The 13408-nt window shown below is 69.9% G+C and carries 16 protein-coding genes; 11 read left to right on the forward strand and 5 right to left on the reverse strand.

Annotation, left to right across the window (positions count from 1 at the left end):
- The first annotated feature begins 460 nt into the window (after positions 1–460).
- From VGF64_05380 to VGF64_05390, 3 genes are all read left to right on the forward strand, one after another.
- Positions 461–1381, forward strand: coding sequence for an NAD(P)-dependent oxidoreductase (locus VGF64_05380; GenBank protein HEY1634169.1), 921 nt, complete (start codon positions 461–463; stop codon positions 1379–1381).
- 63 nt (positions 1382–1444) lie between these two features.
- Positions 1445–1876, forward strand: coding sequence for a hypothetical protein (locus tag VGF64_05385; protein ID HEY1634170.1), 432 nt, complete (start codon positions 1445–1447; stop codon positions 1874–1876).
- Positions 1873–2175: a DUF3817 domain-containing protein gene (locus VGF64_05390; protein ID HEY1634171.1), complete on the forward strand. Its 303-nt coding sequence runs from the start codon at positions 1873–1875 to the stop codon at positions 2173–2175. The genes VGF64_05385 and VGF64_05390 overlap by 4 nt, the downstream gene beginning before the upstream one ends.
- Positions 2176–2305: 130 nt before the next feature.
- Here the strand turns inward: VGF64_05390 and VGF64_05395 are convergent, their stop codons facing one another.
- Complete coding sequence (locus tag VGF64_05395) at positions 2306–2770, reverse strand: peroxiredoxin (protein HEY1634172.1); 465 nt, start codon at positions 2768–2770, stop codon at positions 2306–2308.
- 61 nt (positions 2771–2831) lie between these two features.
- Here VGF64_05395 and VGF64_05400 point away from each other — a divergent pair, with 61 nt between their 5' ends.
- Positions 2832–3584, forward strand: coding sequence for a sulfite exporter TauE/SafE family protein (locus tag VGF64_05400; protein HEY1634173.1), 753 nt, complete (start codon positions 2832–2834; stop codon positions 3582–3584).
- A 4-nt stretch (positions 3585–3588) separates the two neighbouring features.
- Here the strand turns inward: VGF64_05400 and VGF64_05405 are convergent, their stop codons facing one another.
- The gene (locus tag VGF64_05405) at positions 3589–3879 is read right to left on the reverse strand and encodes a DUF3039 domain-containing protein (protein HEY1634174.1); all 291 of its coding nucleotides are present in this window, start codon (positions 3877–3879) and stop codon (positions 3589–3591) included.
- Between the two features lie 917 nt (positions 3880–4796).
- Between VGF64_05405 and VGF64_05410 the strand changes: the two genes are divergently transcribed.
- The 7 genes from VGF64_05410 (at position 4797) to VGF64_05440 (ending at position 10887) form a co-directional block, all read left to right on the forward strand.
- The gene (locus VGF64_05410; GenBank protein ID HEY1634175.1) at positions 4797–5297 is read left to right on the forward strand and encodes a transglycosylase family protein; all 501 of its coding nucleotides are present in this window, start codon (positions 4797–4799) and stop codon (positions 5295–5297) included.
- 197 nt (positions 5298–5494) lie between these two features.
- Entirely contained in the window at positions 5495–6019 is a 525-nt protein-coding gene (locus VGF64_05415; protein HEY1634176.1) for a universal stress protein, read from the forward strand.
- A gap of 39 nt (positions 6020–6058) precedes the next feature.
- Positions 6059–7237: an acyl-CoA dehydrogenase family protein gene (locus tag VGF64_05420; protein ID HEY1634177.1), complete on the forward strand. Its 1179-nt coding sequence runs from the start codon at positions 6059–6061 to the stop codon at positions 7235–7237.
- Positions 7234–8163 (forward strand): bifunctional MaoC family dehydratase N-terminal/OB-fold nucleic acid binding domain-containing protein, encoded by a 930-nt coding sequence (locus VGF64_05425; GenBank protein HEY1634178.1) that lies wholly within the window; start codon positions 7234–7236, stop codon positions 8161–8163. The genes VGF64_05420 and VGF64_05425 overlap by 4 nt, the downstream gene beginning before the upstream one ends.
- Positions 8163–9284 carry an acyl-CoA dehydrogenase family protein gene (locus tag VGF64_05430; protein HEY1634179.1) on the forward strand — a complete coding sequence of 374 codons (1122 nt, stop codon included), beginning with the start codon at positions 8163–8165 and terminating at the stop codon, positions 9282–9284. The genes VGF64_05425 and VGF64_05430 overlap by 1 nt, the downstream gene beginning before the upstream one ends.
- A complete protein-coding gene (locus VGF64_05435; protein HEY1634180.1) occupies positions 9281–9706 on the forward strand; it encodes a MaoC family dehydratase in 426 nt (141 codons plus the stop codon). Before VGF64_05430 ends, VGF64_05435 begins: the two co-directional genes overlap by 4 nt.
- On the forward strand, positions 9703–10887 hold the full coding sequence (locus VGF64_05440) for a lipid-transfer protein (GenBank protein ID HEY1634181.1): 1185 nt from the start codon (positions 9703–9705) through the stop codon (positions 10885–10887). Before VGF64_05435 ends, VGF64_05440 begins: the two co-directional genes overlap by 4 nt.
- Here VGF64_05440 and VGF64_05445 read toward each other — a convergent pair.
- From VGF64_05445 to VGF64_05455, 3 genes are all read right to left on the reverse strand, one after another.
- Positions 10884–11402 (reverse strand): SRPBCC domain-containing protein, encoded by a 519-nt coding sequence (locus VGF64_05445; protein HEY1634182.1) that lies wholly within the window; start codon positions 11400–11402, stop codon positions 10884–10886. The genes VGF64_05440 and VGF64_05445 overlap by 4 nt on opposite strands.
- Complete coding sequence (locus tag VGF64_05450; protein ID HEY1634183.1) at positions 11374–11730, reverse strand: metalloregulator ArsR/SmtB family transcription factor; 357 nt, start codon at positions 11728–11730, stop codon at positions 11374–11376. Before VGF64_05450 ends, VGF64_05445 begins: the two co-directional genes overlap by 29 nt.
- 101 nt (positions 11731–11831) lie before the next feature.
- Positions 11832–13408: AMP-binding protein (locus tag VGF64_05455; GenBank protein HEY1634184.1), on the reverse strand; the 1577-nt coding region annotated here is incomplete at its 5' end.

The raw sequence follows: 13408 nt of genomic DNA on the forward strand, positions 1-13408 counted from the left end.
CTCTACGTGCCCTTGCCAACCGCCTCGTCGGCATCCTCCACGGGTGCCTGAGGCACGGCACCATCTACGACGAACACGTGGCGTGGGGCCACCGAACCCAAGTCGCTGCTTGACGGCAACGGGCGTGGGATGTCTAGGGGCACGACGGCCGCAGTTGGGGCGCGTCCGACGAGCTGAAGAGCAGGTTCACGGGTTTTGATGTTGCGGGCCTGGCTGGCGAAGCGGCCCTGGACCCCGGGCTCGCCGGCGTGGCGGCAGGATTGCCCGTCTAATGCTCGAAATAGCCCATTGTGGGGAGGGCTCGGGGGTCCTAGGCTTCCCACAAGAAGGGGAGCTCGCCCGATCTTCATTTGGCGGGATCGGGGGGGTCGCCGCAGCAGCGATTGGGCGGAAGGGGGAGTTCACCTGCCTCCTTCCGCCGTGGCCCGAGTCCGGCCGCAGTCCTCTAACCTCCCGCCTCATGGCAACCCTGCGTGGCGAGAAGATCCTTTTCACCGGACCCACGGGCCAGGTCGGCAAGCCCCTCGCCCTGGCCCTGGCGGAGGACAACGAGGTGTGGGGCCTCGCCCGCTTCAAGGACCCGGCCGCGCAGGCCGAGATCGAGTCGGGAGGCGTGAGGTGCGTGGCCCACAACCTGGCCACTGACGACTTCGGCTCCCTGCCCGACGACTTCACCTACGTGCTCAACTTCAGCGTCGTCAAGAGCGGGCGCTGGGACCGCGATCTGGCGGCCAACGCCGAGTCGGTCGGTCTGCTGATGCAGCACTGTCGGCGGGCCAAGGCCTTCCTGCACTGCTCGTCGACCGCCGTCTATCAGGCCGATGGCCATCGTCGGCTGGCCGAAACCGACGCTCTCGGCGACAACCACCGGGTGCTCATGCCCACCTACAGCATCACGAAGATCGCCGCCGAAGCCATGGCCCGCGCTGGCGCTCGCCAATGGGGACTGCCGACCACCATCGCCCGCCTGAACGTCCCCTACGGTGACAACGGTGGGTGGCCGCTGTTCCACCTCGAGATGATCCTGGCCGGACAGCCGATCGCCGTCCACACCAACGCGCCGAGCATCTTCAACCCCATCCACGACACTGACATCATCGCCATGGTGCCGCGTCTGCTCGAGGTGGCCGGCGTGCCGGCGACGATCGTGAACTGGGCGGGGAAGGACGCGGTGAGTATCGAGGAGTGGTCGGCGTACCTCGGCCACCTCGTCGGCATCGAACCCCGTTTCGAGCACACCGACCAGGTGCTGGAGAGCGTCACGACCGACAACACCCGTCTCCACGGCCTGGTCGGCGAGACGATGGTGGACTGGCGGGACGGCATGCGGCGCATGGTCGCTGCCCATCACCCGGAGCTGACGCTCGCCGGCGCCGAGTGACGACGGCAGCACCCGGCCCGCCCTGGCTGTAACCAGGTCAAGGGGCAGGCATAGGCTTGCGGCGTGCGCAGCACCTGGCTCTCGTCACGGGCCGTCCTCCTGCACCTCACGATGATCCTGCTGGTGGCGACGATGGCCGGCCTGACCTGGTGGCAGGCGAGTCGGGCGCTGTCTGGCAACACCCTGAGCTACGTCTACGCCTTCGAGTGGCCGCTGCTGGCCGGCGTCGTGTTCTACATGTGGTGGGACATGCTGCACGCACGGCCCGATCGCGGCGGCCGCCGGCCGGAGCGGGCGGCTAGAGCGAGCACGAACGGCGCCGCCGCCGGTGCGAACGGTGCCGCCGCCGGTGCGAACGGCGCCGCCACGCCCGAGGTGACCCCGGTCGTCCCGAGGTACCGAGACAACGATGACGAGGACCTCGCCGCCTACAACCGGTACCTGGCCGAGCTGAACGCCAGCGGCAGGCGCAAGACCTGGCGGCATCCCACGTGAGCGGCGCCCTGCTCCGGTACCGCATCATGGCCTACGTCGTCGGGGTGGGCCTACTGATCCTCGTGCTCGTCGGGGTTCCCCTGAAGTACGCCGCCGGCTCCCCGGGCGTGGTCGCCGTCGTGGGACCCATCCACGGCATCCTCTACATCGTCTACCTGCTCACCGCCTACGACCTGGCGCGCCGGGGCCGATGGACGCTTGCCCAGATGGCGGAGGTGGTGGGCGCCGGGTTCGTGCCCTTCCTGGCCTTCGTAGTGGAACGTCAGGTCACCAGCCGCGTCGAGCGAGAGCTGCGCTAGCGGCCGGCCGGGGAGGCCGGCCCCAGGAGAAGGCGTCCGCCGCCAGGCGCCGGCGGCCCGGGAGAAGCCCTCCGGCGCTAGGAGCCGGCGGCCGGCCCGGGAGGCCGGCCCCAGGAGAAGGCCTCCGGCGCTAGGAGCCGGAGGTGCTCTGGGCGGCGCGCAGGACTGCCAGCGCCTCGTCGGCGTGCTTTTCCATCTTGAGCTCGCTGGCGATACTGGCCAGCAGCCGCCGATCTGTGCCGATCACGAAGGTGGCGCGACGGTTGAACAGCGGCCCCGGCCGCTTCACGCCGAACGCCTTTGCGACCCGACGGTCGGTATCCGACAAGAGGGGGAAGTCGAAGTCGTGCTTGGCCGTGAACTGCTGCTGACGCTCGACGGGGTCTGCGCTGATGCCGAGTCGGCGAGCGCCGAGGGCACCGAACTCGCCTCCGAGGTCGCGGAAGTGGCAGCTCTCCGTCGTGCATCCCGGCGTCATGGCCTTGGGGTAGAAGAACAGGACCACCGGGCCCTGACCCAGCTCGTCGTAGAGGCGGACTGACTGGCCATTGTCGGCCGTGAGCTCGAAGTCGGGTACCTGGTCACCGGTGCGCACGGCTCTGCACTATAGGGGAGGTCGCTCGACAGCCTCCGGCGCCGTGGCCTAGACCGGCGCCATGTCCGCGTCGACCGCGCTGGCGATCTTCGCGGCCGGGCTGGCCGCCGGCACGGTCAACACCATCGTGGGCTCCGGCTCGCTCATCACCTTCCCGACCCTGCTGGCCATCGGGTACCCGGCGGTGACGGCCAACGTCACCAACACCGTCGGGCTGGTGCCCGGCGTGGCGAGCGGGAGCATCGGCTACCGCCGGGAGCTGGCTGGTCAGCGCCCTCGCCTCCTGGTCCTGGGCGTGCCGGCGGTGGCCGGGGGGATCACCGGCGCAGTGCTGCTGCTCGTGCTGCCCGGCTCGGTGTTCCGCCGCATCGTGCCGGTCCTCATCCTCGTGGCCTGCGGCCTGGTGCTCGCCCAGCCTGCGCTCAGCCGCCGCCTGGCCGCCCGGCGGGGGAGCGACGAGCATCACGGTGGCGTCGGGCTGTTGGCGACGGTTTTCGCCACGGGCGTGTACGGCGGCTACTTCGGCGCGGCCCAGGGCGTCATGCTGATCGCCCTCCTGGCCATCTTCCTGTCCGACGACCTCCAGCGGCTGAATGCGGCCAAGAACGTGCTCGCGCTGCTGGTGAACGGGGCGGCGGCCATCATCTTCGTCGCCGCGGCACACGTGGCCTGGGGAGCGGCGGGAGTGCTCGCCGCGGGCTCGATCATCGGCGGACAGCTCGGCGCCACGGTGGGTCGGCGCCTCTCCCCGACGCTGTTGCGGACGTTGATCGTCGTCGTCGGCGTGGCGGTGTCGATCGACCTGCTCGTCTAGCCGCTCAGCCGGCGGGCACCTGCCAGCCGTAGGACTGGGCGATCTCCTTGCACGTGGGGCAGAGTGGGTAGCGGCGGGGATCCCGTCCAGGGACCCAGACCTTGCCGCACAGGGCCCGGACCGGCACCTGGTTGATGATGCCCTCGGCCACGCTGGTGCCGGTCGGAACGAACTCGTCCTTGTCGGTGCGCAGCCCGCCGAGGACGATGTGCGTCATCCGCTCGTGATCTCCGTCGTCGATGAGGGGATCGGTGTTGACCGGCGCAACATCGGGGGTGGTGTCGACCTGGCTCACAGCAGTCCAAGGCTAGCGAGTGCCCGGACAGGACAGAGCCCCGAGGAAATTCCTCCGGACCGTCCGTCGAGGTCTCCCTCTCCGGCTGGCCCTTCGGCCGTCCCCTCGGGGCTCCGGCTAGGAAACATACGCCCCGGGCATTCGGTCGTCAATGGGGAAAATCACCCCAGACCGGCAACCTCCTCCAGCCCCTCCTGGGGCATCTGACGCCTTCTGACCGGGCCGGCGCCGCTGATGGCCGAATCGGATGCGATGGGGTTTGGACTCGGATGAGTGGGTAGAACGACGACGCTTCGCCCCGCAGAGTCCCCGAATCCTGTCCGTCCAACATCCACGTCTCCAGCAAGCAGGCCCCGTGGTGTCTCGAGGAGAAAGCCTTGAACGCGATGTGCATGCTCTTTATCGTCGTGCCAACGCACCGATGTGGTGACGAGCTTGTTCACCTGGGCTTTTCTGCCGATTTGCGTCGCTGCGGGGTGGTTATCTAAATTTAGCGCCTGCTGCACATATTAGGCGCGCCGTCGATCCCGATGGCCCGGTGTAGCCAAATCTCGATTAGCGACCGCTAAACGCGCGCAGCCGACAATCTGCCAAGGGTTTTTCCACCACAACCGATTTCTCGATCGAACGCGGCCAGCAGTGAGCGAGCTCTCGCTGGGCCACGAAAGGAGGAGTGCCACTAGGTCCAGCCACACCAGGGTTGTCCGTCCGCACCTCGTAGGGACATCGACATCCAGGGCCAGACGCTGGGGATCCAGTCCGGCTCGCGAGTCGCATGCGTACCGACGGTCTGTCCGCCATTTCAACGCCACACCTGAAGCCCTCCAGGGTTTCCGTGACTTCAAGGAGGCGCACAAATGCGCAAGAACCGACTCTCGGCAACACTTGCAAGTTCAGCGGTCGCAGCAGGAGCTGTGATGGGTACCGCCGTTGCTACCGGCCAGCCGGCCACCGCCGCACCCGCTCAACCGCCGAGCGGTGACCAGTTGGTCCATAACTTCATGGTCGCCAACAATCTCCTCAAGTTCGAGCATGGGGCCTACTGGCACGTCGTGAACGGGGAGATGGTCTTCGCCAAGGACCCCGCCTTCACGGCGGCTTCTGCTCCGGTCCAGCACACCTTCTCCGCACCCCCCGCGACGCACCAGGCCGTGGCCTCGTCGTCCAACTCGAGTGCTTCGGGTGGGGTCTGGGCCCAGCTTCGCCAGTGCGAGTCGGGTGGCAACTACTCGACCAACACCGGCAACGGCTACGGAGGCGCATACCAGTTCAGCCAGTCCACCTGGTCCGGTATCGGTATGCCCGGCAGCCCGGCCTCGGCTTCCCCTGCACAGCAGGATGCCGCGGCGCAGAAGCTGCAGGCCTCGAGTGGTTGGGGCTCCTGGCCCGCCTGCTCGGCCAAGCTCGGCCTTCGCTGAGCTGACAGGCCAAATCCTCCGGCGCAACGCCGGACCGTGACGCGCCGACCGGGGTCCGCAAGGGGCCCCGGTCGTTGCGCGTCCGGGCCTCGCGCCCACTTTCGACAAGACGTGGAACAGGACGAGACCCGAATGCTGGCGCCGACGCCCATGATGCGGTCGAATTGTCCGTCTCACGAAAGGGAAGGTGGCTGGCCATGCTCGAAGGCGAAGCACCGCGATCGGGAGGTCGGCCCGACAGCGGGAGGATCGTCGTCGGAGTGGACGCCTCCTCCGGGGCCCGGCAGGCCCTGACCTGGGCCCTGGCCGAGGCGAAGCTGCGGGGCGCCGCCTTGGAGGTCGTCCACTCCTGGAGCTATCCGGAGCGGGCGCCGAAGGCCTCGCCGACCCCCGGCCAGACGGTCACGGTCGAGGCGCTCGAGGAGGACGCCCTCCAGGTCGTGGAGGAGAGCCTCGCCGGCCTCGCCGTCAGCGAGGGCCTCGATCTCCGCCGGCACGTGGCGCCGGCGCCGGCGGCGCTGGCGCTGGTGGAAGCGGCCGAGGGCGCCCACCTGCTGGTGGTCGGGGCGCGGGGCAGGGGAGGGTTCTCCGGCCTCCTGCTCGGCTCGGTCGCCCAGCAGTGCGCCCAGCACACACCGTGTCCACTCGTGATCGTGCCCGCGCCCGGCGAGCGCTTCGAGTTCGACCCCGGCCGCGCCCGCACCGAGTTCGCCTCGTTGTAGGGCCTGACGCTCTGTTAGGTTTCAGCCCGAGCGCTCGCCATGTACCTCGACTACACGACCGAGCAGAATGAGCTGCGCCAGCAGCTGCGCCAGTATTTCGCGCGGCTGCTTCCTGACGACGTGCGCACCGAGCTCGGCGGCCCGGGCGAGGGCGGCCCCCTCTACCGCCGGCTCGTGCGTCAGATGGGGGCCGACGGATGGCTGGGCATCGGCTGGCCCCGCGAGCAGGGCGGACAGGGGCGGCCGCCGACCGACCAGTTCATCTTCTTCGACGAGGCACAGCGGGCGGGGGCGCCGATCCCGTTCGTCACCCTGAACACGGTCGGGCCGACGCTCATGAGGTTCGGCTCCGACGACCAGAAGGCGCGCTTCCTGCCCGGCATCCTCGGCGGCGAGATCCACTTCGCCATCGGCTACACCGAGCCCGAGGCGGGGACCGACCTGGCGTCGCTGCGGACCAGGGCCGTCCTCGACGGCGACGAGTACGTCGTCAACGGCAGCAAGATCTTCACCAGCGGGGCCAACGACGCCGACTACATCTGGCTGGCCGTCCGCACCGACCCTGACGCGCCCAAGCACAAGGGGATCTCCATCCTGCTCGTGCCGACGGCCTCTCCCGGCTTCAAGGCGTCGCCGATCGTGACCGTGGGCGGGGTCCGCACCAACGCCACCTACTACGACGACCTGCGGGTACCGGCCGCCAACCTGGTGGGACGGGAGAACGAGGGCTGGCGCATGATCACGACCCAGCTCAATCACGAGCGGGTCGGGCTGGCCGCCATGGGTGGGATGGCGCACCGTCTGTGGGACGAGGTGCTGGCGTGGGCCGCGGCAACGCCCGCCGACGGCGGGGCCACGGTGCTCGACCAGCCGTGGGTGCAGATGGACCTGGCCCGGACGCACGCCCGCCTCGAAGCCATGAAGCTGCTCAACTGGCGCATGACGGCCGACACGGCCGCCGGCACGCTCAACCCGGGGGACTCCTCGGCGGTCAAGGTCTACGGCACCGAGTGCCTGATCGACGTCTACCGGACGCTGCTCGGGATCCTGGGACCGCTCGGCTATCTGCCGGCCTCCGAATCGGGCGCCGTGCTGCGCGGTGACCTCGAGCGGGCGGCGCGCGCCGCCCAGGTCAACACCTTCGGCGGTGGAGTCAACGAGGTCCAGCGCGAGATCGTGGCCAGCGTGGGCCTCGGGATGGCCCGCGCACCACGGTGAGCGACCCGTTCCTGGAGAATGCGCGGTCCTTCGAGGGTCGTCCGGTCGGGCCCCCCGAGCTGGGTGCCGACCCCGTCAACCAGCCCATGATCCGGCACTGGTGCGAGGCCATCGGTGACGACAACCCGATCTACACCGACCCGGAGGCGGCGGCCCGGTCGGTTCACGGCGGCATCGTGGCCCCTCCGGTCATGCTCCAGGCCTGGGTCATGCGGGGCATCAAGCCCCGCCCGACCAGCGGCGGGAACGCGCGCGACGAGCTCATGGCCATGCTCGACGCCGCCGCCTTCACCTCTGTTGTCGCCACCGACTGCGAGCAGGAGTACCACCGCTACCTCCATCCCGGCGACCACCTGTCGATGACGTCGACGATCGAGTCGATCTCCGAGGAGAAGCGCACGGCGCTCGGCGCCGGCCACTTCGTCACCACGCGCAGCGACTATCACGACCAGCGGGGCGAGCTGGTCGGCAGCATGCGCTTCCGGATCCTGAAGTTTCGACCGGCGCAGACGAGGACACAGGATCGTCCGAGGCGGCCCCGCCCGGCGCTGACCCAGGACAACGCCTTTTTCTTCGAAGGAGCTCGGCAGGGCCGCCTGCTGATCCAACGGTGTGCCTCGTGCGGCGTCCTGCGTCATCCGCCGCATGCGATGTGCTCGCGGTGTCGGTCGTTCGACTGGGACACGGTCGAGGCCAGTGGGCGGGCGGCGCTGTACAGCTTCGTCGTCGTCCATTATCCCGAGGTGCCCGCCTTCGACTACCCCCTCGTCGTCGGCCTGGTCGAGCTGGAGGAGGGCACCCGGCTGGTGACCGACGTGGTCGGCGTCGACCCGAGCGACGTGTGCATCGGCATGCCGCTCGAGCTCGAGATGGTCGCCTTCGACGACGAGCTCACCCTGCCCCAGTTCCACCCGGTGGCCAGCTGATGGACTTCACGCTGTCGGAGGAGCAGCAGGCGATCGCCGACCTGGCGGCCAGGATCTTCGAGGACCAGGCGACCCCGGCACGGGTGAAGGAAATCGAAGGGGGAACCGACCGCTTCGACCGCGCCCTGTGGTCCAAGCTCGCCGAGGCCAACCTCCTCGGCATCGCCCTGCCGGACGACGCCGGTGGGAGCGGGTACGGGATCGTCGAGCTGTGCCTGCTGCTCGAGCAGCAGGGGAGGCGGGTGGCGCCGGTGCCGCTGCTCCCCACCTTGGCCATGGGGGCGTTGCCCATCGCCGAGCTGGGCACGCCCGAGCAGCGGGCCCGCTGGCTGCCCGGCGTCGTCGAGGGCCACACCATCCTCACCGCGGCGCTGGCCGACGTCGGTTCCGGCACCCTCGGGCCGGGCGTCGCGGCCACGCCCGATGGCGCCGCCTGGCGGCTCGACGGCACGGCGATGAGCGTGCCCGCCGCCCATCTCGCGGCCAGGGTGCTGGTGCCCGCCCGCCTACCGGGCGGCGGTCTCGGCGCCTTTCTGGTCGATCCCGCCGGGCCTGGCGTGGCCCGCCAGCTGGCCCAGACCACCGACCGGGGGATCGCCGCCCACCTCTCGTTCGCCGGCGCGCCCGTCGGGCCCGAGGACGTGCTCGGGAGCCCGGACCGGGGCGACAGCACCGTCGGTTGGGTGCTCGACCGGGCCGTGGCCGCGTTGTGCGCCCTCCAGGTGGGGGTGGCCGAGGAGGCCCTCAGGATGGCGGCCGAGTACACCTCCGGTCGTCACCAGTTCGGTCGGCCGCTGGCCACCTTCCAGGGAGCGGCCCTCAGGGCCGCCGACGCCTACATCGACACCGAGGCCATGCGGGCGACGATGTGGCAGGCGGCGTGGAGGCTGGCGCGAGGTATCGACGCCACTGACGCGGTGGCGGTGGCCAAGTGGTGGGCAGCCGACGGCGGGCACCGGGTGGTGCACACCACCCAGCACCTGCACGGTGGCCTGGGAGCCGACGTGGACTATCCCATCCACCGCTACTTCCTGTGGGGCAAGCAGATCGAGGTGACGCTGGGCGGCGCCAGCCAGCAGCTGGCCCGGCTGGGCCGGCAGATCGCGGCGGCGAACAGATGACGACCACGACCACCCTCGCCTACGACGACGTGCGCGTCGGTGATCAGCTGCCCGAGCTGGCGATCCCGCTCACCCGCACGCTCATCGTCGCTACCGCCATCGCCTCGCGCGACTACCAGGACGTACACCACGACCCCGGCCTGGCCCATGATCGCGGGTCCAAGGACATCTTCATGAACATCCTGAGCACCAACGGGTTCGTGGGCCGGTTCATCACCGACTGGGCCGGCCCGGACGCCGTGCTCGAGCGGGTGAAGATCCGCCTCGGTGCTCCCAACTACCCCGGCGACACCATGGTCATGACCGGCACCATCACCGCAAAGGAAGACGGGGTCGTCGAGGTGGCGGTGAAGGGTGCGAACAGCCTGGGCGATCACGTGTCCGGCACCGTGCGGTTGGCGCTGCCGCGGTCGTCAAGATGACGAGCTCCAACCAGCTGGCCGACAGGGCGGCGATCGTGGGGATCGGCGCCACGGAGTTCTCCAAGGACTCCGGGCGCAGCGAGATGCGCCTGGCCGTCGAGGCCACGGCGGCCGCGCTCGACGATGCCGGCATCGACCCGGCCCAGGTCGACGGGATGGTCACGTTCACCATGGACGGCAACCCCGAGATCGAGATCGCCCGCAACCTCGGGATCGGAGCGCTCACCTTCTTCAGCCGCATCCACCACGGGGGAGGAGCCGCCTGCGCCACCGTCGCCCAGGCCGCCATGGCGGTCGCCACCGGCGCCGCCGACATCGTGGTCTGCTACCGGGCGTTCAACGAACGATCGGGCCGGCGCTTCGGGGCCGGCGTGCAGGACCGGCCACCCATGCCGACGGCGGAGAGCGCCCACTTCAGCTGGTACGCCCCCTTCGGCCTGCTCACGCCGGCGCAGTGGGTCGCCATGTTCGCCACCCGCTACATGCACGAGTACGGAGCCACCAGTGAGGACTTCGGCCGGGTGGCGGTGGCCGACCGCCGGCACGCGGCGAGCAACCCGGCGGCCTGGTTCTACGAGCAGCCCATCACCCTTGAGGACCACCAGCGCTCACGCTGGATCGTCGAGCCGCTGCACCTGCTCGACTGCTGTCAGGAGAGCGACGGCGCCCAGGCCCTCGTGGTGACCAGCCGCGAGCGCGCCGCCGACCTCCCTCAGCCCCCGGCGGTCATCCGTGCCGCGGCGCAGGGCGCGGGCGACGAACAGGACATGATGACCAGCTACTACCGCGACAGCATCACCGGGCTGCCCGAGATGGGGCTCGTCGCCCGTCAGCTGTGGGCGACGGCGGGGATCGGACCCGCCGACGTCCAGACGGCGGTCATCTACGACCACTTCACCCCGTTCGTGCTGTGCCAGCTGGAGGAGTTCGGCTTCTGCGGCCGGGGCGAGGCCAAGGACTTTCTCCGCGACGGCAACGTCGAGCTCGACGGCGCGCTACCGATCAACACCCACGGCGGGCAGCTCGGTGAGGCGTACATCCACGGCATGAACGGAATCGCCGAGGGCGTTCGCCAGGTGCGAGGGACGTCGGTCAACCAGGTCAAGGGGGCGGAGCACGTCCTCGTCACGGCCGGCACCGGGGTGCCCACCAGCGGACTGATCCTGGGCGTCGACCGCTAACCGCGATCGCCGCTGGCATCGACCGGGTCGGGCGGTCCGATGGCGGACGCCTCTGGACCGAGCTCCTCCACATAGCCGGGGTGGACGACCTTCCATCGTTCTCCCCACGCCAGCGGGGTCGCTCCGTCGAGGTCCTTGCCGAGCCGGTCGAGGCATTCGTGCCAGCCGGCGGCGTCGCGAGCAGCCTTGCCGAGCTCGTCGAAGGTGTCGGTGAGGGTGAGCGTGCACCCGTCGCCGCTGGGCACGATCTCCAGCCGGATCGTGTCCGGCCCCCAGCGGAACTCGAGCGCCGAGCCGTCTTCGACTTCCAGCACCTCGCCCCCGAACGTGGGGAACTCACCGTGGAACTCGAGCTTGGAGCCGACCACCCACTCGCCGACGATCCGTCCGGGGAACCAGGTCTCGAGGTGCGCGGGCTCGGTGATGGCCCGCCACACCTTCGGCGCCGGGTGCCGCAGCTCACGGATGAAGCGCAGCCGCCAGCTCTCACCTACTTGCTCGAGTACGCCGTCCACGTCGCTCTCCTTTCAGGGCCGGAGGGTTGTCCATGTCGTCCAGGTGATCTTCGAGGGCGTCGAGGCTGGAGCTCCACAGTGCCCGGTAGGGCGCGATCCAGTCGTCGAGCTCGCGCAACGGCTCGACCCGCACCCGGTACAAGCGGCGCTGGGCGTCCACCCGCGCTTCGACGAGACCGGCGTGGCGCAGCACACCGAGATGCTTGGACACCGCCGGCTGGCTCACGGCCAGCGCGTGTACCAGCTCGCCGACGGGTCGCTCCCCGTCGCGCAGTAGGTCCAGGATCCGTCGCCGGTTAGGTTCGGCCAGCGCCTCGAACGTCATCATCGACGCTAGTATGTATTACCAGCTATATATCTGTCAAGGGATATGAGCGTACCTCGACCGGCACACGACGAGCGGCTGCGCGAGCCCCGGCGGAGTCTCGATCAGCCCGCGTCGAGCGAGCTCAGTCGCCCCCTGGCGGTGAACGCGTCACGGAGCCCGGCGCTGTCGTCGGCGGTCATGCGGCGGTACTTCCCCGACGCCGTTGGCCGCCACCACACGGGGTCGCTGCAATCCCAGCGCTCCCGCCGCAACACCCGCTTGAGCACCTTGCTCGTCGGCGTGACCGGGAGGTGGTCGGTGACGCGTACGAAGCGGGGCGCCCATTTCGTGCCCAGATCGGGCTGCGCGGCGAGGAACTCGGCCAGCCCCACGGGGTCGAGCTCGCGCCCCGGCCTCAGCTGCAGGGCGGCCATCACCTGGTCGCCCACCTCGGGGTCGGGGATGGCGTACACCACCGCTAGCAGCACATCCGGATGGCGGGCGAGAATGCGCTCGACCGGGGCGGCGGCGAAGTTCTCGCCGTCGACCCGGAGCCAGTCGAAGCCCCTACCGGCGAAATAGAAATAGCCCTTTGCGTCCCGGTAGGCGAGGTCACCGGTCCGGTACACGCCGTCCCGCACCCGCTCGGCATCGGCTTCCTCGTTCCTCCAGTAGCCCTCGAAGCCGGTGCCCTGCGAGCGCGACGACAGCTCGCCGATCGCGGCCGCAGGGTTGAGCAACCGCCCGTGCTCGTCGAACTCGGCCGGCGGGCACTCCTCGCCCGTCTCGAGGTCCAGTACCACCGTGCCCTCGGGAGCGCGACCGAGCGCGCCCGGCGGCATGTCCGGTGTGCGCCCGACCGTGACCCCGCCCTCCGTGGACCCATAGGCGTCGACCACCCGGCATCCGAACCGGACGCCGAAGCGCTCGAGGTCCAGGTCCGCACCTTCGTTGCCGAAGGCGAGGACGAGCGGGTTGTCGGCGTCGTCGGGCGCCTCGGGCGTGGCCAGGATGTACGACAGCGGCTTGCCCACGTAGTTGAAAAAGGTGGCCCCGAACCTCCGTATGTCGGGAAGGAAGCCTGACGCCGAGAACCTCCGCCGCAGCGCGGTGGCCGCGCCCGACGCCAGGCTCGGGGCCCAGCCCGCCATCAGCGCGTTCGAGTGGAACAAGGGCATGACCTCGTAACAGATGTCGTCCGGAGTGAGGCCGAAGTTCTTGCCCGCTGCCTGTCCGATACGGGCCAGACGGCCCTGTGAGCAGATGCAGGCCTTGGGCTGTCCGGACGTGCCGGAGGTGAAGAGCAGGAGGTAGCGCGACTGCGGGGTCGGCCGCTCCTCGGGCAGCGCCCTTCCCTTCGAGTCGGCCAGCAGCGCGCGGTACGGCTCCGACTCGACGTCGAGCACGCGGTCGTCGGACATCCCCAGATCGAGCCCGTCGAGGAGGGGCCGGTGGCCTGGCTCGGTGACGATCAGCTGGCACTCGGTGTGGGCGATGTCCCGCTCCAGCTCGGCCCCGCGCCGGGTCGGGTTGATGCCCACGATCGTGGCGCCCACCAACGCCGCCGCACCCAGCCACATGGGGAACTCGGGCACGTTGTCGAGCAGGACCCCGACGTGGAACGGCCCCGGTCGCCGCAGCCCGACCAGGACCGACGCCCGCTCGGTGCAGGCCTGGGCGTACTCGGCCCAGGTCCAGG

Source organism: Acidimicrobiales bacterium, from assembly GCA_036491125.1.
Classification (GTDB): domain Bacteria; phylum Actinomycetota; class Acidimicrobiia; order Acidimicrobiales; family AC-9; genus AC-9.